The following is a 23,337-nucleotide window of genomic DNA, read 5'->3' as shown; positions in this document are numbered from 1 at the left end:
AGCTCCTTCATCAGGTAGCTGCATTTTTTGATTTTACTAGAATTTTTAGTCGATTTTTACATTGATCCCTTAAAGACGCTTGCATTTTTCACAAAATAATCAACTCCAGAATAAATTGTGAATAATAGACAAACGTATAACATGATTTGATCTAATGGAAATCCAATTGCTGCGAATGGAATATTATTAATGAATAATAATATAATCGCAACCATTTGCGTTGCCGTTTTCACTTTACCTGGCCAAGCAGGCAGCCATTACTTCGCCACCTTCAACTAGTAGCAAACGCAATCCAGTAACAGCTAACTCACGACATACAATGATCGCCACTACCCAAGTTGGTGCTTTTTGTTGCCCCACCAATACGATAAACGCCGTCATCACAAGCATCTTATCTGCTAATGGATCGGCAAACTTACCAAAGTTGGTAACTAACCCTCGTGCACGCGCTATCTTTCCATCTAGCCAGTCGGTAATACTTGCTACTGCAAAAATGATTGCCCCCACTAATTGAGTGACTGCTAACGATGTCCCCGCAACAGTAATCGTCCCCCAATCCATTGGTATACTAACGATGGCAATAAAAATTGGAATCATAAATATTCTAATAACGGTTAATTTATTTGGTAAATTCAATGCTTGTTACCCCTCTCTTTTCTTCCTTATTTTACGTTATCTTCTAGCCAGTGTCACTAAAAAAGACATACTTTATTTTACTTAGCTCTATTTGGTCATAGTCCCAACAAATGAGCGAGAAAAACACTTACCACGGCTGATCGTCCATCGTAAATTTTTCTCGCTCATCTATTATGAACAAATAAAACTATTCTTTTTTTATTGTGGCTGTGATTGTTCTGTTTGTGCATAAGCTAACGTTAAGTTGATATTTCTCGGGCCAATCCCAGTGTTATTTGGGTTGAAATTCGCTTCTTGACCGTCTAATTTGAATTCCATATACTCAGAAGCACCTAAACTAATGACTACTTGCGCGGTCCCAGCTGGAATATCAACAGATTTTGGCTGGCCTGGTTGGATAGTCTCTTGATAATAGTACCCATTGTCATTGTTCGCTGCTGTAGCAATATAAACACCCACCCAACAAGGTCCAGTTACAGCACTAAACTCCAGTTTACCTGGATTTGCCACATTCACTGCACTCATGTTCACTGTTACACCAGATTCATTTTCAAACTTCACTTCCGTTGGTGCTTTCGGCTCCGAAGAAGAGCTAGAACTTGACGTCTCTGTGCTACTTGAGGCAGATGCTTGACTTGATTCAGAACTTGCTTCGGACGAAGATTCTCTGATTATTTCAGAGGCTGGCGGCTGAATGATAGGTGCCGCCTGACGATCTTGCCATGTAATGTAAAAGACAACGATTGCGATTGCTAATCCAATCAAAGAAAAAATAACCGCAGGTAAGCTACGCATAAAACGTTTAGTTTGACTATTTTCATCATACATTTGCGTCCGAGACTCATCCAATGTCTCATATTGGATTTCGGTCTCTACATCTTCTGGTTCATCTATTCCATCATAAATCTCAACTAATTCATTTCCATCTAATCCAACCGCACTTGCATACTGACGAATAAATGCACGTACGTAAAAAGTTCCTGGCATAGAATCAAAATCATTTTCTTCAATCGCTACTAAATAGCGTTTTTGTGTTTTAGTAATTTGCTGCAGTTCGTCTAACGACATATTTCGTTGCAGTCGTGCATCTCTTAATTTTTTTCCTATATTCACGCTGGCCACTCGTCCATCTTCTCCAGTCTTTCTAATTTATCAGTTTTTGCCTAAATCGATCAGGCGATTTTTAATTTGCAGCGTATTGATAAACAAGATAAATCACCTCTGAATAGTTCTTTATCTAACTGCTTTTTATAAGTTTAACGACTCTAATTGTCTTATGTAAAACATTTGAATAAAATAGTTGGAAGCGTCTATTCATCCAACTCTTCTAAGGATAACATAAAAAAATACTGATGAGGATAACATTTTTGAAAGTTTTTGACTAAATATTGGACTTTTTTTAGCGTACACATTCCAACTTTACTATCTGCTGACTTTTCTTATAAATGAGAAAATCAGCAGTCTAGAAAAATCAGATAATTACCACTCGATCCATTTCTACTAAATCCTCATTATTTTTTGGGATACATATAAAAACGACTCAATCCATCTTTGTTGATAAATACTTGGGCTACTCTCTTCACATCCGCTAATTGAACACTTTCAATCACTTCTGGCGTATCAAACAGTGTCGTCTCACCGTAAAGTGATTGTGAAAATTGGTTTGCGATGTACTCTAATGAATTTAACGATTGGAAATACTTACCAATCATTTTTTTCTTCAACAATGATAGATTTTCTTCTGTGACTTCAGGACTATTGTCAGCTGATAGCAGAATCTCTTCAATTCGTTGCGCTAATTGTTCAGGCTGATCACTATCTCCACCAAAATCTGCAAAGTGGAAACTACGGTCTAAGCTAAATTCATAGCCAAAACTATCATCTAGCAACCCTTCGTTATACATAGTCAAATAATTTTGTGACGTATTACCAAATAATAATTGGAAGAGCAAATTCGCTGTCGTTTTATATTTCAGCAATGCTTTGCCATCTGTTGGAACTTCATCTAACCCTTTTAAGCCAACGATAACTTTTGAACGACTGATAGCCATTGAAATAGAACTTTCTTTAATAATATCTGTCGCTGTTTCCTTGGGAAAATGACGTTTGATCCGTTCAGCTTCAGCGAATGTTTTCACCGACTGATTCTTGCGGATAAAGGCCATCATTTCTTCAGGATCCATTTTTCCAACAACAAATAATGTCATGTTGCTTGGGTGATAAAATGTATTGTAACAAGTATATAAATCTTCTGCTGTAATTTCATCAATGCTTTCCACGGTTCCTGCAATATCGATATGCAGAGGATGTTTTGGATAAAGATTGCCTAATGTCCCGAAAAATAAACGCCAGTTAGAATCATCCAGATACATTTGAATTTCTTGTCCGATGATCCCTTTTTCTTTATCGACTGTTTCTTTGGTAAAATATGGTTCTTGAACAAAATTTAATAATGTTTCTAAATTTTTCTCTACTTGATCTGTTGTTGAAAATAAGTAGCTTGTTTTCGTAAAACTTGTAAAAGCATTAGCCGAAGCACCTTGCCGACCAAATTGTTGGAACACATCTCCATCTTCTTTTTCAAACATCTTATGTTCTAGAAAATGAGCGATTCCATCTGGTACTTTTACAAAGTCTGATTCACCGATTGGAACAAATTCATTGTCGATCGAACCATAATTCGTTGTAAATAAGCCATAGGTTTTGTTGTATTCTTTTTTTGGTAATAAATAAACAGTTAAGCCATTTTCAAGGACTTCTGTATAGAGAACTTCGTTGATTTGAGGATATTCTTTTTTATTCATCGACTTTTTCTCCTTCCAAAAAGAAAACGGCTTGTAATTGTACTAATTTTGCAACACGTTGAACATCCGCTAATGTGACAGCTTCCATTCGACGAATCCACTCATCATCTTTTAAACGAAGGTGGGGAATCAAATCATTTAAGTACTCATTTTCTAACACCGCACCTGCGTTATCTAGCGAAAGTAAATATTGATTTTTTAACATCGCTTTTGTTTGTTCAATTTCAAGATCTGTCACTTTACCTTGACGTATATTTTCTAATTCTACTGAAATCAAACGCAGAACTTGGTTGCGATTTTTGCCATCGATTCCAGTCTGAACGCTTAAAAATCCTCGGAATGTATCAACACTACTAGACGCATAATAGGCTAAGTTTTCTTTTTCGCGGACATTCATAAATAATTTAGAATGTGGAAATCCACCAAATACACCGTTAAAAATTTGTAGCGCAAAATAGTTTTCGTCGCCGTAATAAACATCTGTATGATAACCTAAATTCAGTTTTGATTGCGCCAAAATTTCTTGTTCAGAACGTTCTTCGATTACATTTCTAGATGGTTGTGCATAAAAAATATCTGCACTGCCAGATGCGCGATCTTCAAATGGTAATGTACTAAATAGTGCTGTTACTTCGGCTACATCCACATCTCCGAGAACAAAAATATCCACTTGGTCTTCTCGGATCATTTGTTGATGATATGCCGCAATACTTTCAGCAGTCTCTTTTTCTAAATCAGCAATCGTCCCAAAACTTGGAATTCTTTGGTCTTCAGATTGACTGAAATATAAATTTTGTAATGCCAAAGAAGAATACACTTGTTTGTCTTCTGAAATACTTTCATAGTATGCTTTTAAATTTTCTTTTTCACGTTGGAAAGTCTCTGCTTCAAACTGGCCATCATTAATATTGGGGTAAAATAAAATTTCTTTTAAAAATTCTGCAGCATCTGCTAAGACATGACTATTGTCCAAATACTTATCATTAACTAAGTTCATTGAAAGGTTTAGCCAATGTAAATTCCCTTTTTTATTCACATTGATTCCAAAACTAGCGCCGTATAACTCTGCTAATTTTTCGCTTAATTTCACTTGATCGGGATAGTTCAAGCTGTTAGTTTCTAGCAAACTAGATAGAAGTGTCCGTTTCGTGATTGTTTCTTTATTCAAACGCGTATTAAAACGAACCAAAATACGCACAGTTTTATATTTTTCTGTTGGAACAACATGTAAGTTGACTCCTTGTGCTAATGTGATCGGCATCTTGTCAGCTCCTCTTTGTTTTTCATCATAATAAAGTCCAGTCTGAAATACAATCATCTGGCTGCTTTTAAATGTTTTTTTAAGATTTTCTATATCCATTTAATTATAGCACAGCTCAACTGTCTTTCCTTGATGTAAGAGTCTTTCATTTCAATTTTTTTCACTTTTTCTGTATACTGAATTTGAGAAAGGGAGGTTAAACTTATGATCAAAGAATTTAAAGAATTTATTATGCGTGGAAATGTCCTTGATTTAGCCGTTGGGGTTGTTATTGGTTCTGCTTTTACTGCCATTGTGACACAAATCGTTAATGGATTGATCACACCGCTCGTTAGCTTAGTTTTCGTGTTGACTACCGGAGAAAAAAGCGCAGATGATGCATTAGGTGCACTCGTTTTTAACGTTAAAGGTGTGGCTTTCAATATTGGTGATGTGATCAGTGCTCTTATTACATTTTTAATTACAGCCTTTGTTTTATTCCTAATCGTAAAAGCTGTCAACAAGATGAAAAAGAAACCACAACCTGAAGAAGAAGAAGAGGCTGCTGGTCCAACAACAGATGATTTATTAGAACAAATCCGTGATTTGTTAGCGGCACAAAATGCTGCAAAAACTACTGGCGTTTTGAAAGAGAATATGGAAGATATTAAAAAGTAACTCTTCACGATTAGATTCACTTAATTTTGTAACTGGACTTCCCAAAAAATGCAAGTACACTCGCATTTTTTGGGAAGTTTTTGTTTATATTGAAAAAAATAAGCACGCATTATTGTGCATGACCACTTTTTAGTTAGTTTTTCCTCATATGAATATGGGGAATATCATCTTCTAAATACACATCCGAAATTGCTTCAAATCCAAAAGCCCCATAAAAATCTGTCAAATGCGCTTGCGCACCGATAACAATTGGACGATTGGGGTACTTATCCTCCACTACTTTTAACGTTTCTGCTAAAAGTTTATTTCCTAATTTTTTCCCACGATACTTAGGATTCACTATTACTCTGCCAAACGTTACTATATCTCCTTTATCGATGATTCGGGTATAGCCAACAATATCAGCTCCTTCTTGTAACCAAGTATGCCAAGCTCCCTCATCAGCTTCATCGACTTCTTGATACGGACAGTGTTGTTCAACCACAAATACAGCGATTCTTAGTTTTACAATTTCTAAAAATTCTTTAGTCGTAAGTTCTGTAAATTCTTTTACATGATACTCCATTAATGTGGCCTCCTCAGTACATTGGATAGTATAAAAATGATCCGCTTAACGATCAAATGAATAATTGTACACCATTCCATAAATTTAATATTAATACTAAAAGAATAACAAATTGAAATACTTGTGTCACTCGTTCAGAACTAATTTTTCCACTGATTAATGCTCCTATAAAACCGCCTAAAACAGCAGCTGGAATCACGTATAATAATATAGAAAGATCAAATCGACCAAAACCAGTTGTTTGTGCAATCGTAACTAATTTTGCTGCCTGGGAAAAGAATATTGTAATAACCGAATAAACCGTTGCTTCTTTGATTGGAATTCCAAAACATACCATCAATATCGCCACATTGATCGGCCCGCCACCAATCCCAAGCAAAGTAGAAATAAATCCTAAGAATAAACCGACAACCACATACCAAATAGGATGAGACAAATCTAATGAACGCGCATTGCCCATTTTCGTATAAAAATAAGCAAAAAGAAGCGTTATGATTGTCAAAATAATTTGAATCAATTGAACATATTTTTCATCCGTAAATATTCGCAACAAGGATTCAAACACCGAATTCCCAGAAATACCACCTATTACAGAACCCAAAGACACTAATGCTGCAATGGGGATTTCCAATTTCAATCCATTTTTCATTTGTCTAAGTGTAGAGACGATTGACATAGTGAAAACTGCTACACTTGAATAAAATGAAATTGCTGCTAGTGGATGAAAGTGCAGTGTATCCAGCACAGGCTTAATAATAACGCCGCCGCCCATTCCTGAAATCGCACCAACTGTATTCGCTAAAATAATGACAACAAAATAAACGATCCCTATATACACTATTTTTCCTCCCCCAATTAAGAATTATTATTTCTTTACGCTTTTCTTCTTCTAGCAAAATCAACGAATTTGAATTTATCCAATCTATGTCTAGATTCTGTGTATTCAAAACAACGTGTATCTTCTAAACTGACTACACTTCGAACAACGACCACATGCGTATCTTCTTTAATATCCATTAATTTGTGATCCTCTTCTGTTACAGATTCCACTGTGATTTCTTTTTGAGCATAGCTAATAACTAGTCCTAAATCGTTCTCTAAATAATCATAGATAGAATCTGCCGCTCGAACTTCTGGCAACTCGTTGACGATTTCTTTTAGTAAATAATCGATATCGATAATCACTACTTCTCCGTCGATTTCCCTTTGTCTAACCAATCGCCAAACTGCAGCTTCTTTCTCCCAACCCGTCAAACGAGCCAAAGATTCAGTGACACTCTCTTCTTTGAGTTCCACAACTCTAGTAACACTATGTATTTGTTGCGCACTCTGTAGCTCTTTATAACTGATAACACCAGAAATCGGTAGATCGAATTTTCTTACATTTAAAACAATTGATCCTTTACCTTGCTGTTTTTGGATATACCCAGCATTGATCAACAAATTCAATGCTTTACGAATCGTTTCTCTTGAAACGGAATATTGTTCAACTAATTGATTTTCACTTGGTAACAATGTTCCAGGCTGATAATCTCCCTCTAAAATCCCTTTTTCAAGCTCTAAAAATATATCATGAAATTTATTCATGTCCACCCCTCCAACCTAGGATACTCACAGAAAATGATAGCACATTCTTCCTTAAAAAAATAGCATTCTCAGCAAGTAAGCTTTTAACTTGAAACAATTCTTTTAGATTATCCGACTTGTATTTACAAGAGATTCATACTATAATGAAAACGAAAACAACAACATGTCTATACAAGTTTAAATAAATCTTAGTTAGGAGTCCTTCATAATGAACTTTCTTTTCCTTACACTTACGCAAAACAGCTTACATATCCAAGAAAAAAAACAAGACAATCAACTCTCAGAGTATACAATTCCTTTTAGTGATTTTAAGTTCCCTAAAACAGCGGAAATATTAGCGACACAGATCAAAGAACAATTTCCGAGCGTTACAGGTGCTGTTTTCAATGACGTAGCGCCTGAATTTTATAGCCAACACACACAAATAGCAGCTTTGAATGTAGGGATAGAAAATATTATTAAACATTTTTCAGAATTACTGAATTTACCGATTCTTACCGTTTCTGAACTAGACACAGCCAAAGATTTAGCTGCAGCATTCAAGGAAAAATCAGAATACTTAACTTGGAATTTAGATTACTTCGGCTATACCCCTGGTAAAGAAGAGTATTCAGTTGAGTCATTATTGACGATTGGTAATGGGTTTATGGGCTTACGTGGCACAATTCCTGAAATGACCCTTTCAAAAGAACATTATCCTGCGACTTATATTGCAGGACTTTATAACGAGGAAAAATCAGAAGTTGCGGGGCAAATCGTTGAAAATGAAGACTTCGTCAATACACCCAACAATCAATTTATTCGCATAAAAGTAGACGGAACCGATGAATGGCTAACTCTTGAAAAAGCCTCGCTTCATTATTTGCACCGAAATTTAGACTTAAAAACGGGTTTATTCTCTTCTCATATGATTCTTGAAGATTCCCACCAACATCAAGTAAAAATAACAGCCCAAAAAATAGTCAACATGGCTAAAAAGAATAATTACAGCATTAAATATTCAATCAAACCACTAAACTTTTCTAAAAACATTACAGTCAAAACTACAACTGACGGTTCTGTCTACAATTTTAATGTTGAGCGCTATCGTAATCTAACCGCTAAGCATTTCCATATAACACAATTACTGGCAGAAAAAAACACCTCAATGATTGAAGTCCAAACGAATCAATCGAAAATAAATGTCCAACAAATGGCAACCATCACGGGTGATTTTTTTGATGCTGATGCAATCAAAAATTCTATCGGCGAAGAACGTATTGAACAAGAAATCACCTTCTATGCTGAGCAACATAAAACATATACTTTCGAAAAACAAGTCCAAGTCAAAGCTTCTATAGCAGAAGAAAATTGGCAAACTACCTTACTTCCAGCAGCTTCTTTTGACTCTGAATTCAATGAGAGCAAACAAGCATGGGAAACATTATGGAAAAAATCAGATGTTCAAATCACTGGCGACCTAATGTCTCAAAAATTATTGAGAATTCATACGTATCATTTATTAGTATCTGCTTCTCCATTTAATAATAATGATTTAGACGTTTCTGTAACTGCCCGTGGCTTACATGGTGAAGCCTATCGCGGTCATATTTTCTGGGACGAGATTTTTATCTTGCCATTTTACATTCTGCATTTCCCTGAAACAGCGAAACAACTGTTGATGTATCGCTACAATCGATTAGGAAAAGCGAAGGAAAATGCTTGCGAAAGCAACTACGCTGGTGCGATGTATCCTTGGCAATCAGGTCTTGATGGTAGCGAAGATACACAAAAACTGCACTTGAATCCATTGAACGGCGAATGGGGTGAAGACCATAGTATTCTTCAGCGTCATGTCTCATTAGCGATTGCGTACAATGTCTGGATGTACTGGAACAATTCAAGAGACGATCGATTCATCAAAGAATATGGGGCAGAAATGTTAGTAGAGATCGCCAATTTTTGGCGTAGTGCCACGACGTTTGATGACACGACTAATCGATATTATATCGATAAAGTCATGGGACCTGATGAATTTCATGAAGCATATCCCGATAGTCCCGAGAGCGGTTTAAAAAACAACGCTTACACCAATTTGATGGTGGTTTGGCTATTTGAAGAGTTAGAAACGATCCTTTCACTATTAGATACGCAAGAACAAGCAGAATTATTCAATAAAACTGGCGTAACATCAGAAAATCTGAAAGAAATGGAAGCTATTCGTAAACGTCTATCCATTGAAGTCAATGAAGATGGGATTATCGCCCAATATGAAGGCTATTTTGATTTAAAAGAAATCGATTGGGAAAAAGCAAAAGAGAAATACGGTAATATTTATCGAATGGATCGTATTTTAAAAGCAGAAGGTCAGTCACCTGATGACTATAAAGTGTCAAAACAAGCAGATACTTTAATGTTATTCTACAATTTAAATAAAGAAAAAATCGACGAAATTTTAGAGGAACTTGACTACGATTTACCTGCAGATTATCTTGAGAAAAATCTGTTGTACTATTTAAATCGCACATCACATGGTTCAACTTTATCACGAATCGTTCATGCACAATTAGCAGAACAAGTCGCCTTTCACGATTTATCTTGGAAACTGTATCAAGAAGCCTTGTACTCAGATTATCAAGATATTCAAGGTGGAACGACCGCTGAAGGCATCCATACAGGCGTGATGGCTGCAACAATTTATGTTACTTTGACGACTTATGCTGGAATCGATATCAAAAAGAACCGCCTGACGATTCAACCAAATCTACCGAAAAATTGGACTGAGATGGCCTTTAATATTGATCACAAAGGAATTCATTATAATCTGTTTATTACAAACAATACTGTCCACGTTTGTCCATCACAAGATACAACGGTAATTGTCCAAAATCAACCACATCAATTGAGGGCCGATAAAGTCACAATGATTAACTACTAATTATCAGATAGGAGAATACACATGAAAAAAGGCTTTGTTTTTGATTTAGATGGCGTGATTACCGATACAGCTAAATTCCATTATATTGCTTGGAAAAATTTAGCTGCAGAGTTAGGAATAACGATTAATGAAACCTTCAATGAGACATTAAAAGGTATCAGCCGCATGGATTCATTAGAGAAAATCTTAGCTTATGGCCACAAGGAAAATGATTTTACTACCGAAGAAAAGGAAGCTTTGGCCCAAAAGAAAAATGAAGAATATGTTAAACTATTAGCGGATCTTTCTGAAAAAGACTTATTACCTGGAGTCCACAACTTTTTAGTCCAAGCAAAAGAGCGTAACATTCCTTGCGCAATCGCTTCGGCTTCAAAAAATGCACCGATGATTTTAGAAAAATTGGGGGTTCTTGATTTCTTTGGGCATATCGTTGACCCAGAAACGCTGAAAAAAGGAAAACCTGACCCAGAAATCTTTGTAAAAGCAGCTGAAAGTATCAAGATCGAGTCGAAAGATGCAATAGGCTTCGAAGATGCTCAAGCAGGAATTGAAGGAATTAAAGCTGCAGGAATGTATGCTGTCGGAATTTCTGAGACAGAAAACTTAGCTGGAGCTGATTTGCAAGTAGCTTCTATGACTGAATTATCTGTTGAAAAGTTATTAACCGTTTAAAGGATTGAGAAAAAGAGTTGACCATTCATACTGGTTGGCTCTTTTTTCATTAACAAAACACTACTCTTAAAAATCTTTAATTATTACATTTACGTTTCTAAAAAAGTCTTTTGTGTTACAATAAGATTACAAAATGGATTGGGGTTATAAATGATGAAAAGAAAATTGTTTAGCGAACTATCACCACTAACTTACGAAATATCAGTTAAAAAAAATATTTTGCAGAGAAACATACAAGATTTTATTCAGCCAGAAAAGCTTGCCCAAACTAAATCAGATACGCTTTTGCCTGTATCCGTTTACAAGCATGCTTCTTTAATACACAGAAAATTAGGTAATACAGATCTCACCTTACAAGAAAATAAAGCTACTAATCTACGGTTAGCTGCACCTAAAGTATCAAACATTTTGATAAAACCTAATGAATCTTTTTCTTTTTGGCATTTAGTTGGTAAATGTTCCGTAAGTAAAGGGTATAAAAATGGGGTAACGATTTTTAACGATGCTGTTCGTCCTGGAATTGGTGGCGGTCTCTGCCAATTTACGAACTTGATTCATTGGATCATTCTTCATTCGCCGTTGGAAATCACTGAGCATCACCATCATGACGGCTTAGATCTTTTCCCAGACTATGGACGTAAAATCCCTTTTGGTACGGGAACATCGATTGTTTATAATTATTTGGATTATCGTTTTAAAAATAATACACAAAATACCTATCAATTGATCATCTCTGTAAGTGAAACACATCTTAATGGCGAACTTCGTTCAGATAATGAACAAAAAAACAGCTATCATATTCGTGCAGAAAATGAATACTTCTCAAGAGAAAACGGACAAGTATTCCGTAATGGACAAATTTTTAGAAAATGCATCGATAAAAGAACAGGTAATTTATTAGAAAAGACATTAATCAAAGAAAATCATGCCCGTGTGTTATATGACACAACTCATTTAGACATTAGAGAAACTTATTAAATACATGAACTATTTATAAAATTGACTAGGATAAAAGTGTCCTCCACTTCTATCCTAGTCAATTTTACTCGTTTAGCTTAGCTAATTTCTTCCATTTGCGTATCTTTGTGCGAAAATTTGTAAAGGGAGCCACTGTATTGATATGAACCCATTTATAGACAGGCCACATCGCTTTAGTTGTCGCCCAATTTCTTTGTCCTGATTCAAAGAGTTCCTCATCAGAGAGCGTTTGAAGCCATTGGCATAACTCCGTCATTGAATTGTTTAACCTCTCTCGTTGTTCAGCAATACTATATACACCATACTTTTCATAAAACGACTGATATAAATCGCCTAAATGATTCCATTTATATCCTGGCGCAGGAGTTTGAACTATTTTCCCTGCCTGCTCCTCACGTTCCCACTGAAGAATTAAATTCACCCAACCAAGCTGATAAGATAAGTTTTCAGAAGGTGTTTTATCTACTTGTTCAATTCGTTCATTTTTTAAGTCTTCGGGTACTTGGTCAAATTCCGCCTCGTACTTCTCGTACCTTGTCTTGATTTCATTGATCAATTCTTGTTTATTTTCATATGTTCTCATGGTATTACTCCTTTCCATTCATCATTTAACCTTAGTTTAAACCTTGTCATACTGTCAAAGTCAAGTATACTAATAACAATCGACTCTCCACTACCTAAGGAGCATAAAAATGTTTAAAATCAGCGAATTTTCGGAACTAACAAACATAAGTCCACGCATGTTGCGGTATTATGACAAATTAAATGTATTGAAACCAAAGACTATCCAAAAAGAGAACGGTTACCGTTATTACACTCCTGAACAGATCAATCAAGCCAATCAAATTCTTTCACTCAAAACTATTGGTATTCCACTAAAAGAAATCAAGTCGCTTTTAGAAAATGAAGACGACATGAGCGATTATTTAGCAAGACAGCGAACATTACTTGAAACCGAACTAGCAGAGAAAAAGCTACAATTAACCTACTTAGGCTTACTAGAAGAAAAAAGTGCAGGCAGCAAATAGCGAAATAATAAATTACCCTATCGAAGTACGAATGATGAAAGAGACCCTTGTTCTTCCTTATCGCCAAAAAGTCGAATCCTATTATCATGAGGAGCAGCTTTGGCAGACATTATTCGCTAAAATCAACCTACAGGATCGAGCAACCTTAGGCAACTCGATTGCGGTCTTCCAAAATGATCCATCGGATAGTATAGATATCGAAGTCATGATCGGTATTCCAAAGAAACTCAAATCCACTTATTCTAAGGCAACGTTATTCGCTCCTGGTTTAATTGCTTCTGTCGTCGTTAGCGGTACCTATGAACGCATGCCCAAAGTACATGAAGATATGAAAACATGGCTTCGTTTAAACGAGTATATTCTCTCTGGGAATGTGTTTAACATTTATCATTCTAGTCCTGCGACAGAGGAGCAGGAAGAATTATATATCACGGAAATTTGTTATCCGATAAAAAAAGCTAGCATATAATTTAAAGAGACCCGAACAAAACTAAATTCGTTTCGCTCAGGTCTCTATTTTTCATTATCTATTTTAACGACGTTTCGTTTCAAACAATGGACTAACAGGTTTGTTTTCGTGGATACGTTTGATCGCATCACCAATCAATTCACCCACACTGATCTCATCGATTTTATCAATTTTGCGATCATCAGATAGATAGATTGAATCTGTTACCACTAAACGTTTGATTGCAGAATCTTGAATACGCTGTAAAGCAGGTCCTGATAAAACGGGGTGTGTACATGAAGCATACACTTCTTTTGCACCAGCTTCTTGTAACGCATTAGCAGCTAATGAAATTGTCCCAGCTGTATCGATCATGTCATCGATCAAGACACATATTTTTCCTTCTACTTGTCCAATAATATTCATTACTTCAGCAACATTCGCTTTCGGACGGCGTTTGTCAATGATCGCAATCGGTGCTTTCAAATATTCCGCAAGTTTACGAGCACGTGTCACACCACCATGGTCAGGAGACACAACAACAACGTCATCGCCTTGAATGCCATGTTCCATAAAGTAATCTGCAATCAATGGAGCACCCATCAAATGATCTACTGGAATATCGAAGAATCCTTGGATTTGAACGGCATGTAAATCTAATGTCAACATTCTAGTTGCTCCTGCTTTTTCAAGCATATTTGCTACAAGTTTCGCTGTGATCGGTTCACGAGCACGCGCTTTACGATCTTGACGTGCGTAACCATAATAAGGCATTACAACGTTGATTGTTTTTGCACTAGCACGTTTTAAGGCATCGATCATGATCAACAATTCCATCAAATTATCATTAACTGGACTGCTTGTTGATTGGATGATATAAACGTGAGAACCACGAATACTTTCTTCAATATTTACTTGAATTTCACCATCACTGAATTGAGTGACAGAAGATTTTCCTAATTCTACACCGACAGCTGCAGCGATTTTTTCCGCTAATGGACGATTTGAATTAAGAGAAAAGATTTTCAATCTAGGATCAAAATAATGTTTTGACATGAGGACCTCCACTTTCTTTTACTGAACAATAGTTTCCTTATAAATAGTAGTCACTTTTTCAAAATAAATCAAGTGATTTTGAGGCATTCCTCTAAATTAATACGATTTTCTAATAAAAATCAGCTCGTCTTCATGGGAAAAAAATAAAAGCTGGCAAAATATGTGGATTTTGTCCTTTCCTTTTAAAAAAATGGGTGTATTTTCTAATGACAATACACAAGATATATATTACTATTTAAATAGATACAACAATGAAAGCGTATTATCATTTTTCAGCAAAGAAGGAGGAATTTTGTGAAAAAGTCTGTTTTGAAAAAAGTACAACTTGGGTTACAAGTATTGATGGTTTCAATTTTACTTGCAGGTACCACTGCAACTACTGCATTGGCGATCGAACAACAAGCGACAGAAACAACACAACCAGAAAATTCTACTGTTTCAAGCACAACTTCGGAAGAACAAGATACCACCACTCCAACTAATAAGATGGAAACACCACAGCGACTGACTATTTTAGGTACCTCAGATGTTCACGGTCAGCTATGGGATTGGTCATATGAAGATGACAAACAAACACCTGTGGGACTTTCTCAAGTTAGTTCCGTTGTACAAAATATTCGGTCAGAAAATCCTTATGGTACAATTCTGATTGATAACGGCGATATAAACCAAGGAACAATTTTAACAGATGATTTGTACAATAAAACACCATTGATCGATCAGCCAAATCCAATGATCAAAGCCATGAATTACATGAAATATGATGCCATGATTTTGGGAAACCATGAATTTAACTTTGGATTGGACTTGATCAAAAAGCTCGATACCGAAGCCGAATTTCCAATCCTATCTGCTAACACATATGTAAAAGAAACAGACAACCGATTTGTTGGCGGCACAACGAAAAAGGAAATAGATTTAGACAACGATGGTACTTTAGATTTAACTGTCGGGATCATTGGTCTAACCACACCTCAAATTCCATTGTGGGACGGCGCTAAAGTGGATAGTCTCTATTTCAATCCATTGAAAGAAGAGGCCGAAAAAGCGGTAGCTGAGTTGAAAGATCAAGCGGATATTATCATCGCTTCGATACATGCTGGCCGTCAAAATACTGATCTCTCTGCAAGTGCTGATCAAGTCATCAATAATGTAGCTGGTATCGATGCCTATATTTTGGGTCATGATCACCGCTCTTTCGCAGAGAAAATCCAAGGACCAAATGGACTTGTTCCAGTTGCTGGTCCTAAAGATACCGGAACAGAAATGATTAAAATCGACCTTGATGTCGAAAAAATTGATGCCAAATGGCACGTCAAAAACAGTGATGCTGCTATCGTAAATACTAAGACTGTTCCAGCAGACGAAGCCTTAAAAGCAGAAACAAAAGAATACCATGACAAAACAAGAGAATTTATCTCGGAAAAAATCGGAACAGCGACTGGTGATTTCTTACCCGTTGAGGAAGTAAATGGAATTCCTGAAGCTCAACTTCGTCCCACAGCGATGATTTCTCTAATCAACAATGTGCAACGACAAGCAACTGGGGCACAGCTTGCTGCCTCTGCACTCTTTAAAGCAGACAGTAAATTAAATGCAGGAGATATTTCGTATTCCACTATTTTTGATATTTATAAATACCCAAATACACTAATCAGTGTCCATATTACTGGAGAAAATCTGCTAAAGTATATGGAAAGTCAGGCAGATTATTATAATACACCAGGACCAGACGATTTAACGATCAGTTTTAATGAAAAAATCCGTGTGTATAACTACGATATTTTTTCAGGTGTTTCTTATAAGATCGATATTTCTAAACCAAGTGGACAACGCATCATCAACCCAACAATCGAAGGAAAACCCATTGATCCTACTACAAACTATACGATTGCTATGAATAATTATCGTTACGAAGGCTTACTAACACAAGGGCTTGTTACAGAGGAACCAATCAAATCCACCGATCCTGAAACACTGCGCGGATTGATTGCGGATTATATTCGCGACAAACAAATCCTTGATCCAGCAGAAGAAATCGAGCATAACTGGGAAGTGATTGGCTATCACTTTACTAACAACTGGCGGAAATTGGCCGTCCAATTAGTCAACGATGGTACGTTGCATACAACGCCTGCTGCTGACGGTCGAACACCTAATGTCAAGCCAATCACAAAACAAGATGTACTAAATGCAGGTTACCAGCCTGATTCAGAATCGATCACGATCATGCATACCAATGATGTTCATGGTCGGTTAGAAGGAAATGGAAAAGACGTCTTAGGAATGGCACGTCTGAAAACCTATAAAAACGCCATAAATCCTAATCTTTTGATTGATGCAGGGGATGCATTCCAAGGACTACCGATTTCTAATTTCTCTAAAGGCAAAGACATGGTCAAAGTGATGAATGAAGTTGGTTATGATGCAATGGCGGTGGGAAATCACGAATTTGATTTTAGCTTGGACACTGCTTTGGACTATAAAGATGAATTAAACTTCCCAATCCTATCTAATAATACATTTAAAGAGGGAGAGCTCGTTTTTGAACCCTTTACAGTCGTTGAAAAAGGTAGCGAAAAATATGCCATTATCGGCGTAACCACACCAGAAACGGCAACAAAAACCCATCCAAATAATGTAGCAAATGTGACGTTTGCAGATCCGATCACTGAAACAAAAAAAGCAATCAATGACATCAAAAATTCAGGAGAAGCAATCACCGCCTATGTCGTTACAGGTCATTTAGGAATTGACGAAACCACCCCACATGAATGGCGTGGCGATACTTTAGCTGAAACATTAAGCAAAGAATTTCCCGATTTGTCTATTACTGTTTTGGACGGACATTCACATACTGCTGTTGACGGCGGAAAAAAATTTGGTAACGTAATGTACACTCAAACTGGAAATTATCTAAACAACGTTGGCTTAGTTGACGTTGACTTGACAGATATTAGCAAAAAAATAGCTTTATTAACTCCAGCGCAAACGTTAGCAAATCTAGAAGAAGATCCTGCTGTCAAAGCGTTAGTCGATCAAGCCAGAGCAAACTTTGAAGCATGGGGATCAGAAGTTGTGATTGAAAATAACCCTTATCAATTTAACGGAGAACGCGATAATGTTCGGACTAGAGAAACAAATCTAGGAAATCTGATTGGCGATGCGATGTTGACTTATGGACAGCATGGTTTCAAAAATAAAACGGATTTCGCTGTCACAAATGGCGGTGGTATTCGGGCAACTATTGAACCAGGTAAAGTGACATTAGGAGACATTATTGCGGTCATGCCGTTTGGTAATAGTATCTCTCAAATCGACGTTACTGGAGCAGAAATCAAAGAAATGTTTGAGCTTTCTCTTCGTTCAATGGCGCAAAAAGATGCAGATGGTGACATTATTTTAGACGATTACAAGCAGCCAAAACTAGGTGCAAATGGCGGTTTTCTTCATGTTTCAAGTACGATTCGCGTCCATTACGACTCAACAAAAAAAGGCTCTCTACTGCCCGCAGATGAAGGCAACGGTACAGATAAAACTATTGTTGGTGAACGGGTTTTACAAGTTGAGATTCAAGACCGGACGACCGGAAAATTTGCACCGATTGATGAAAACGCAACTTATCATATGGCAACGAATGATTTCTTAGCTGCAGGCGGCGATGGCTACGATATGTTAGGTGGAAAACGTGAAGAAGGCCCTTCTTTAGATACCATCTTCATCGATCATCTAAAACAAGGAACTAACCTGCGTCTATACAATGCCGCAACAACTATCGATCTTGCACAATACAAAGAAGCCTTTCCAGGCGAACGGATCATTTCTATTTCAGAAGCTGAATTCAATAAGAAAAACAAACCAGAACCTGTACCAACTCCAGATCCAAAAGATCCAACGAAAACGAAACCAGACGAAGTAAAAGTAGCCAAACCTGCAGGAAAAACAGCGGACTATCCGAAAATGGGTGAAACAATTGTCGCTTATGGTAGTTTAGGTTCACTAATTATTGGTCTTTCTGGTTATGGTTTGTATGACTATAATCGAAAACGGAAAATCGGATAAAATAAGAAGAGCCTGGGACATAACTAAAAAGGTTATGTTTCAGGCTCTTGATGTGACCCCCAAAAGTTGTACGTGAAAAATACAATTTTTGGAGGTTATTTTTTATGAGTTATTATGAGGTAGAATTCAAATTAAAGCTAGTGAAAGAGTACCTAGAAGGCCCTCTGGGAGGACGAGCCTTGGCTAAAAAATACGGACTCCCATCAAATGCCTTAATTTACAATTGGAAACACTCCTATCAATTTTTTGGGAAAGAAGGGCTCAAAAGACACCGTTCACTGACAAAATATACTAGTGAATTTAAGCGAGATGTATTACACTTTATAGAAACGACAGGTGCTTCTTTCGGTGAAGCAGCAAGACAATTCAAGCTGCCTAATGGGTCGATGATTTCTCGTTGGCAAAAGAAATACATCGCTGGTGGTCAAACGGCTCTGTCTAATCAAAAAGGGAGACCCAAAAAAAGGATGAATAAACCAACAAAAAAACAGCAAGAAACAAGCAAACTATCTCGTGAAAAGGAATTAGAGCGTGAGAATGAATGTTTGCGAATCGAGGTCGAGTATTTAAAAAAGCTACGGACTTTCCAACAAACTATTATGGTGAAGCGAAAAGACGAGTTCAAACCAGAATAGCCATAGAACTTATTGGAAAGTATCGTCAAGATCACGTATTACAAGCGATTAAGCTACCGCGTTCTACCTTCAATTACTGGAAAAAACAGATAATGAGCGAAGAAAAAATGACTCACCTAGAGAAATTGATTCAAACAATTTTTGAAGAGAATGATCGCAATTATGGCTATCGTCGAATCAAACTGGCTTTAGTGAATATGGGCTATCAAATCAATCATAAGAAAATCCGACGAATTATGAAGAAATATAACTTAGTATGTATAAGCTTTACTCGTCGTTCAAGAAGGTATCGATCTTACAAAGGTTTAGTGGGAACCTTGGCAAAGAACAAGGTGAATCGTCGCTTTTTTAGCACGATGCCAAAACAAAAAATCTTTACAGATATTTCAGAATTCCACTATACTGAACGAAATTCCGAAGGAATTAAACTAAAAAGAAAAGCCTATCTCAGTCCTTTTCTTGATGGTTTTAATGGAGAAATCATAGCCTATCAATTTCAGCAAAAACCAACGTTGGATTGTGTATTGATTCCTTTAAAAACAGCCATTAAAGAAAGTAAAAAGACCAACTTTCGAACAACAATCCATTCCGATCAAGGGTGGCATTACCAAAATCAACAGTATGTTAGACAATTGAAGCAAGCAAAGTTATACCAGAGTATGGCACGAAAAGGAAATTGTTTGGACAATGCATTGATGGAAAATTTCTTTGGTCTAATGAAACAAGAAATGTATTATGGTCGTAGTTTTTCTAGCTTTGAGGAATTAAACCGAGCAGTTACAAATTATATTGATTATTACAATCATCATCGGATAAAAGCAAAATTGACTGGTATGAGTCCGGTTCAATACCGAATTCATACCAGTCGAATGACAAGTTAATCTACGTACAACTTTTAGGGCGCACATCATCTTAGTAACCGAACAAACGGTGGGCGCAGAAGCAACTCCTGTCCCAACCTCTTCTTATTTTTCCATTAATTCTCTTCTCAATAAAGTTCGTTTAAACGATCCCGAACTCTTTGTTGAAGCTCATTCAGATAACTCATCACATCTATGTTATTACGCTCAATATATCGCCAATAAATAGCACCCCAAAGAATGATATTTCCCAAGACTAAAAAAGAAATAATTTTTTTATTTCTTGCAGAAATATATGCTGACCGCCATTTAGGATCATTTCGTCGTTTTTTTAAGAATTCATAGGTATGGTATGCCATACATTTCACTCCTTTTCCATGATAAAAAATACATTATCACCCTAATGTCACACTTATATTTAATTATGACACAAAAAGAGAATGATAACTATAAAAATATGTATCATTTTTTATTTTATGTTGGAAACATCTTTCAAAAACAACACTCTACCGTATGACAAAAAAAGAAGGTGAACGCCAAAACATCAGCGTTCACCTTCTTTTTTATTCTTTATTTTTTTTATTCATATAAGGCATGTTTTTCCCATACCCTTCTTTATTCACTTGTCTTGCACGAGCAATCGCTAAGTCAAACTCTGCCACATCCTCTGTAATTGTTGAACCTGCTGCGATAACTGAATTCGCTGCAACAGTCACAGGTGCAATCAAGTTTGTTGCCGACCCGATAAACGCATGATCTCCAACCGTTGTCCGATGTTTGTCTTTTCCATCATAATTAACGAAAACTACACCGCAACCAACATTGATATCTTTCCCTAAATCCGCATCACCAACATAAGTTAGATGCCCCACTTTGGTATCTTCTGCCACGGTCGCATTCTTGATTTCTACAAAGTTACCGACATGGACACGCTCCCCGATTTCAGCTTTTGGACGGATATGCGCAAAAGGCCCTACATCCGCATCTTTGCGAATAATACTTTCTTCAACAACTGATTGTGTGATTTTTACGTTATCTTCGATCACACTATCAACGATCTCTGAATGTGCGCCGATCATACAATCTTCACCGATTACTGTCTTCCCTTTTAAATGAACACCAGCTTCAATCACAGTATCTGAACCGATTACAACGCCTTCGTCAATATAGGTTGAATCAGAATCAACAAATGATACACCATTTCTCATATGCATCGTATTCAAGCGGCGGTGCATGATTTTATTAGCCTCAGCTAAAGCCACACGATCATTGATTCCCATCGCTTCTTCAAAGTCCGCCATTTGATATGCTGCAACGGTCTTGCCTTCTTTTTTAAGAATCTCAATAATATCCGTTAAATAGTATTCCCCTTGTGCATTGTTCGTATTGATTTTAGACAACGCATTAAATAATGCTTCATTATCAAAACAAAACGTTCCAGTATTGATTTCCTGAACGCGAGCTTCTTGTTCAGACGCATCTTTTTGCTCGACGATTTTTTCTACAATGCCCACATGATCACGAATGATACGACCGTATCCAGTTGGATCTTCCGCATGAGCGGTCAAAATCGTCGCACTGGCGTTTTTCCCTTGGTGATAGTCAAACAGATTCGCCAATGTTTCAGCAGTTAATAGCGGTGTATCCCCTGTAATCACAAGAGTTGTACCTTGTTTTCCTGCTAAATGTGATTCTGCTTGTAACACGGCATGCCCTGTTCCTAATTGTTCTGCTTGTAAAGCATATTGGCTACGTTCGCCTAAGTGGCTTTTGATTGCCTCAGCACCATGACCTACAATCGTCACAACTTCACTTGGATTCGTTTTTTCTACTTGATCCATGATGTGTTCCACCATTGGTTTTCCAGCGACAGGATGTAACACTTTATAAAGTTTTGATTTCATGCGTGTTCCTTTACCAGCAGCCAGGATGATGACATATCTGTTTTCCAATTGCTTCACTCCTAAGATTTGTTTTATTTTCAATCGTTTCTGTTACTTTCAAAATAGCGCCATGTTTTAGTTTAGCCTACTCTTTATGGTTTTTCAACTGAACCAATTACTTTTTTGCTATACCAATTTATAATTTTGGGTGTTTGCGTTATAATGGATGAACATTATGCTAGTACCGTTAACTTATGGAACAGAGCGCAGATAAATCAACTCTTTCTGTCAAGATTAAACAAGCCCGCTTCGCTTTTGCTTTGAAACACAGTGAATGAAATCAACTGATGTTGAAAAGTACAAGACTTTCTTAGAAAGTGTTGATCATTTTATAGCTGGAATGATAGCGGGAAACAGAAAAAATTTATTCTCGCTGTAATCGATGGACAGCTAGTTGGTGTTTCCGGAACGATTTCTCCTACAACCCAAAAAGGCATCTGCCCGATTTGTCATGAAACGTCAAAAATTTCGATGTTTTTGTCTAAGGTGAAAGAATCAGGTGATGGCATGTATACGAAGCGTGGAAATTATATTTGCTATGACAGTGAAAAATATAATCATACTATCGAGCGTAGAGAAGAGTTGGAAGCGTTCGTTCAGAATGTGAAATTTATGAAATAATTCAAAAAAAGTATTACTTTCAGAGGTCTCCTATATATCTACAAAATTAGCATGTAAATCATTCTGGAAACTTATAGAATCCTTTTATCCACTAAAGAACTTCTCTGAACTACTTTTTTAAAGAGTATTCTATATGATCTATTCTAGATTGAACAATGAAAACAAGTAGCACTCCTAATACTATCAAATGGAGTGTGATACATGAAAAATGATTGTAAACTCACTTTGGTAACTAAATTACGTGAGGGTCAGAATGAAACAAAGTACATCAGTAAGTACTTTTTTTGCTTAGCCACATCATTGGATTCCCTTGTGGGGTTCTGTGATTTTGTTTGTTTTGGTACTATTTAGAAATGTCCCTGAATCAATAATTAGGGAACATTATAAAACCAAAAGAACCAAAATCAGATGTAGAAGCAAAAAAAAGACCAACAAGAAGTTTTCGAAGGCATCTTGTGGTCGTTCAAAGAAATAAGTATGTAATACAATACTTTTTTTGATACTAAATCAGGAATGCCAACTTGTTTTTTTGCAAGCCTAATTATTTATGTTATGTATCAAAATTAGTAGCAAAAGAAGTCTGACGCCAATCAGGCTTTTTTTGTTT

19 protein-coding genes and 1 pseudogene are annotated in these 23,337 nt (G+C 36.6%); 9 read left to right on the top strand and 11 right to left on the bottom strand.

The features are described from left to right. Window positions 1–56: 56 nt before the first annotated feature. From pgsA to yfmF, 4 genes and pseudogenes are all read right to left on the bottom strand, one after another. Window positions 57–636, bottom strand: a pseudogene (pgsA, locus tag AC1PU0_RS00660) (CDP-diacylglycerol--glycerol-3-phosphate 3-phosphatidyltransferase). 198 nt (window positions 637–834) lie between these two features. Then, complete coding sequence (locus AC1PU0_RS00655; RefSeq protein ID WP_340689580.1) at window positions 835–1,749, bottom strand: helix-turn-helix domain-containing protein; 915 nt, start codon at window positions 1,747–1,749, stop codon at window positions 835–837. A 398-nt stretch (window positions 1,750–2,147) separates the two neighbouring features. After that, window positions 2,148–3,440 carry an EF-P 5-aminopentanol modification-associated protein YfmH gene (gene yfmH / locus AC1PU0_RS00650; protein ID WP_206849619.1) on the bottom strand — a complete coding sequence of 431 codons (1,293 nt, stop codon included), beginning with the start codon at window positions 3,438–3,440 and terminating at the stop codon, window positions 2,148–2,150. Next, window positions 3,433–4,701: an EF-P 5-aminopentanol modification-associated protein YfmF gene (yfmF, locus tag AC1PU0_RS00645; RefSeq protein ID WP_069653305.1), complete on the bottom strand. Its 1,269-nt coding sequence runs from the start codon at window positions 4,699–4,701 to the stop codon at window positions 3,433–3,435. The genes yfmH and yfmF overlap by 8 nt, the downstream gene beginning before the upstream one ends. 204 nt (window positions 4,702–4,905) lie before the next feature. Here yfmF and mscL point away from each other — a divergent pair, with 204 nt between their 5' ends. Next, window positions 4,906–5,358, top strand: coding sequence for a large conductance mechanosensitive channel protein MscL (gene mscL, locus AC1PU0_RS00640; protein ID WP_069653273.1), 453 nt, complete (start codon window positions 4,906–4,908; stop codon window positions 5,356–5,358). A 133-nt stretch (window positions 5,359–5,491) separates the two neighbouring features. On the opposite strand, the gene AC1PU0_RS00635 is transcribed toward mscL, so the two are convergent. From AC1PU0_RS00635 to treR, 3 genes are read right to left on the bottom strand one after another with little or no spacing between them, the layout of a single operon-like run. Next, window positions 5,492–5,923, bottom strand: a complete 432-nt coding sequence (locus tag AC1PU0_RS00635) for a GNAT family N-acetyltransferase (RefSeq protein ID WP_069653272.1) — start codon at window positions 5,921–5,923, stop codon at window positions 5,492–5,494. A gap of 52 nt (window positions 5,924–5,975) precedes the next feature. Then, entirely contained in the window at window positions 5,976–6,761 is a 786-nt protein-coding gene (locus AC1PU0_RS00630; protein ID WP_206849620.1) for a TSUP family transporter, read from the bottom strand. A gap of 35 nt (window positions 6,762–6,796) precedes the next feature. Then, window positions 6,797–7,510, bottom strand: a complete 714-nt coding sequence (gene treR / locus AC1PU0_RS00625) for a trehalose operon repressor (protein ID WP_069653270.1) — start codon at window positions 7,508–7,510, stop codon at window positions 6,797–6,799. A 208-nt stretch (window positions 7,511–7,718) separates the two neighbouring features. Between treR and AC1PU0_RS00620 the strand changes: the two genes are divergently transcribed. The 3 genes from AC1PU0_RS00620 (at window position 7,719) to AC1PU0_RS00610 (ending at window position 12,077) form a co-directional block, all read left to right on the top strand. Then, window positions 7,719–10,427, top strand: a complete 2,709-nt coding sequence (locus AC1PU0_RS00620; RefSeq protein WP_206849621.1) for a glycoside hydrolase family 65 protein — start codon at window positions 7,719–7,721, stop codon at window positions 10,425–10,427. A gap of 21 nt (window positions 10,428–10,448) precedes the next feature. Further along, window positions 10,449–11,099, top strand: a complete 651-nt coding sequence (pgmB, locus tag AC1PU0_RS00615; RefSeq protein ID WP_206849622.1) for a beta-phosphoglucomutase — start codon at window positions 10,449–10,451, stop codon at window positions 11,097–11,099. A 153-nt stretch (window positions 11,100–11,252) separates the two neighbouring features. Next, window positions 11,253–12,077, top strand: a complete 825-nt coding sequence (locus AC1PU0_RS00610; protein WP_206849623.1) for a VanW family protein — start codon at window positions 11,253–11,255, stop codon at window positions 12,075–12,077. 64 nt (window positions 12,078–12,141) lie between these two features. Here the strand turns inward: AC1PU0_RS00610 and AC1PU0_RS00605 are convergent, their stop codons facing one another. Further along, window positions 12,142–12,660, bottom strand: a complete 519-nt coding sequence (locus AC1PU0_RS00605) for a ClbS/DfsB family four-helix bundle protein (protein WP_206849624.1) — start codon at window positions 12,658–12,660, stop codon at window positions 12,142–12,144. A 109-nt stretch (window positions 12,661–12,769) separates the two neighbouring features. Here AC1PU0_RS00605 and AC1PU0_RS00600 point away from each other — a divergent pair, with 109 nt between their 5' ends. Together AC1PU0_RS00600 and AC1PU0_RS00595 are read left to right on the top strand one after the other, a co-directional pair. Next, window positions 12,770–13,105: a MerR family transcriptional regulator gene (locus tag AC1PU0_RS00600; protein WP_479998615.1), complete on the top strand. Its 336-nt coding sequence runs from the start codon at window positions 12,770–12,772 to the stop codon at window positions 13,103–13,105. A 34-nt stretch (window positions 13,106–13,139) separates the two neighbouring features. Continuing rightward, entirely contained in the window at window positions 13,140–13,574 is a 435-nt protein-coding gene (locus AC1PU0_RS00595; protein WP_479998614.1) for a GyrI-like domain-containing protein, read from the top strand. 63 nt (window positions 13,575–13,637) lie between these two features. On the opposite strand, the gene AC1PU0_RS00590 is transcribed toward AC1PU0_RS00595, so the two are convergent. Continuing rightward, window positions 13,638–14,609, bottom strand: coding sequence for a ribose-phosphate diphosphokinase (locus AC1PU0_RS00590; protein ID WP_069653264.1), 972 nt, complete (start codon window positions 14,607–14,609; stop codon window positions 13,638–13,640). A gap of 294 nt (window positions 14,610–14,903) precedes the next feature. Here AC1PU0_RS00590 and AC1PU0_RS00585 point away from each other — a divergent pair, with 294 nt between their 5' ends. The 3 genes from AC1PU0_RS00585 to AC1PU0_RS00575 all read left to right on the top strand — a co-directional run bounded on the left by AC1PU0_RS00585 (window position 14,904) and on the right by AC1PU0_RS00575 (window position 20,187). Next, a complete protein-coding gene (locus tag AC1PU0_RS00585) occupies window positions 14,904–18,671 on the top strand; it encodes a 5'-nucleotidase C-terminal domain-containing protein (RefSeq protein WP_422851648.1) in 3,768 nt (1,255 codons plus the stop codon). 104 nt (window positions 18,672–18,775) lie between these two features. Then, entirely contained in the window at window positions 18,776–19,306 is a 531-nt protein-coding gene (locus AC1PU0_RS00580; RefSeq protein ID WP_479998613.1) for a transposase, read from the top strand. After that, window positions 19,213–20,187: an IS3 family transposase gene (locus tag AC1PU0_RS00575; RefSeq protein ID WP_479998612.1), complete on the top strand. Its 975-nt coding sequence runs from the start codon at window positions 19,213–19,215 to the stop codon at window positions 20,185–20,187. Before AC1PU0_RS00580 ends, AC1PU0_RS00575 begins: the two co-directional genes overlap by 94 nt. Before the next feature lie 107 nt (window positions 20,188–20,294). Here the strand turns inward: AC1PU0_RS00575 and AC1PU0_RS00570 are convergent, their stop codons facing one another. Beyond that, window positions 20,295–20,525, bottom strand: a complete 231-nt coding sequence (locus AC1PU0_RS00570; protein WP_479998611.1) for a hypothetical protein — start codon at window positions 20,523–20,525, stop codon at window positions 20,295–20,297. A gap of 204 nt (window positions 20,526–20,729) precedes the next feature. Then, a complete protein-coding gene (gene glmU / locus AC1PU0_RS00565; protein WP_206836698.1) occupies window positions 20,730–22,118 on the bottom strand; it encodes a bifunctional UDP-N-acetylglucosamine diphosphorylase/glucosamine-1-phosphate N-acetyltransferase GlmU in 1,389 nt (462 codons plus the stop codon). Between the last annotated feature and the right edge of the window lie 1,219 nt (window positions 22,119–23,337).

The sequence above is a fragment of the Enterococcus sp. XAF26B05_ASV22 genome (assembly GCF_056727285.1).
Note: the sequence above shows the minus strand (reverse complement) of the source record. Positions and strands in the feature narration are given on the sequence as shown.

Bases quoted from the DNA above. Each gene is read 5' to 3' on its own strand.
- AC1PU0_RS00620 (WP_206849621.1), top strand. From the start codon at position 7,719: ATGAACTTTCTTTTCCTTACACTTACGCAAAACAGCTTACATATCCAA.
- AC1PU0_RS00570 (WP_479998611.1), bottom strand. From the start codon at position 20,525: ATGGCATACCATACCTATGAATTCTTAAAAAAACGACGAAATGATCCT.
- AC1PU0_RS00600 (WP_479998615.1), top strand. From the start codon at position 12,770: ATGTTTAAAATCAGCGAATTTTCGGAACTAACAAACATAAGTCCACGC.
- AC1PU0_RS00575 (WP_479998612.1), top strand. From the start codon at position 19,213: ATGTTTGCGAATCGAGGTCGAGTATTTAAAAAAGCTACGGACTTTCCA.
- pgmB (WP_206849622.1), top strand. From the start codon at position 10,449: ATGAAAAAAGGCTTTGTTTTTGATTTAGATGGCGTGATTACCGATACA.
- yfmF (WP_069653305.1), bottom strand. From the start codon at position 4,701: ATGCCGATCACATTAGCACAAGGAGTCAACTTACATGTTGTTCCAACA.
- AC1PU0_RS00610 (WP_206849623.1), top strand. From the start codon at position 11,253: ATGAAAAGAAAATTGTTTAGCGAACTATCACCACTAACTTACGAAATA.
- AC1PU0_RS00635 (WP_069653272.1), bottom strand. From the start codon at position 5,923: ATGGAGTATCATGTAAAAGAATTTACAGAACTTACGACTAAAGAATTT.
- mscL (WP_069653273.1), top strand. From the start codon at position 4,906: ATGATCAAAGAATTTAAAGAATTTATTATGCGTGGAAATGTCCTTGAT.
- AC1PU0_RS00590 (WP_069653264.1), bottom strand. From the start codon at position 14,609: ATGTCAAAACATTATTTTGATCCTAGATTGAAAATCTTTTCTCTTAAT.
- AC1PU0_RS00595 (WP_479998614.1), top strand. From the start codon at position 13,140: ATGAAAGAGACCCTTGTTCTTCCTTATCGCCAAAAAGTCGAATCCTAT.
- AC1PU0_RS00580 (WP_479998613.1), top strand. From the start codon at position 18,776: ATGAGTTATTATGAGGTAGAATTCAAATTAAAGCTAGTGAAAGAGTAC.
- AC1PU0_RS00605 (WP_206849624.1), bottom strand. From the start codon at position 12,660: ATGAGAACATATGAAAATAAACAAGAATTGATCAATGAAATCAAGACA.
- treR (WP_069653270.1), bottom strand. From the start codon at position 7,510: ATGAATAAATTTCATGATATATTTTTAGAGCTTGAAAAAGGGATTTTA.
- yfmH (WP_206849619.1), bottom strand. From the start codon at position 3,440: ATGAATAAAAAAGAATATCCTCAAATCAACGAAGTTCTCTATACAGAA.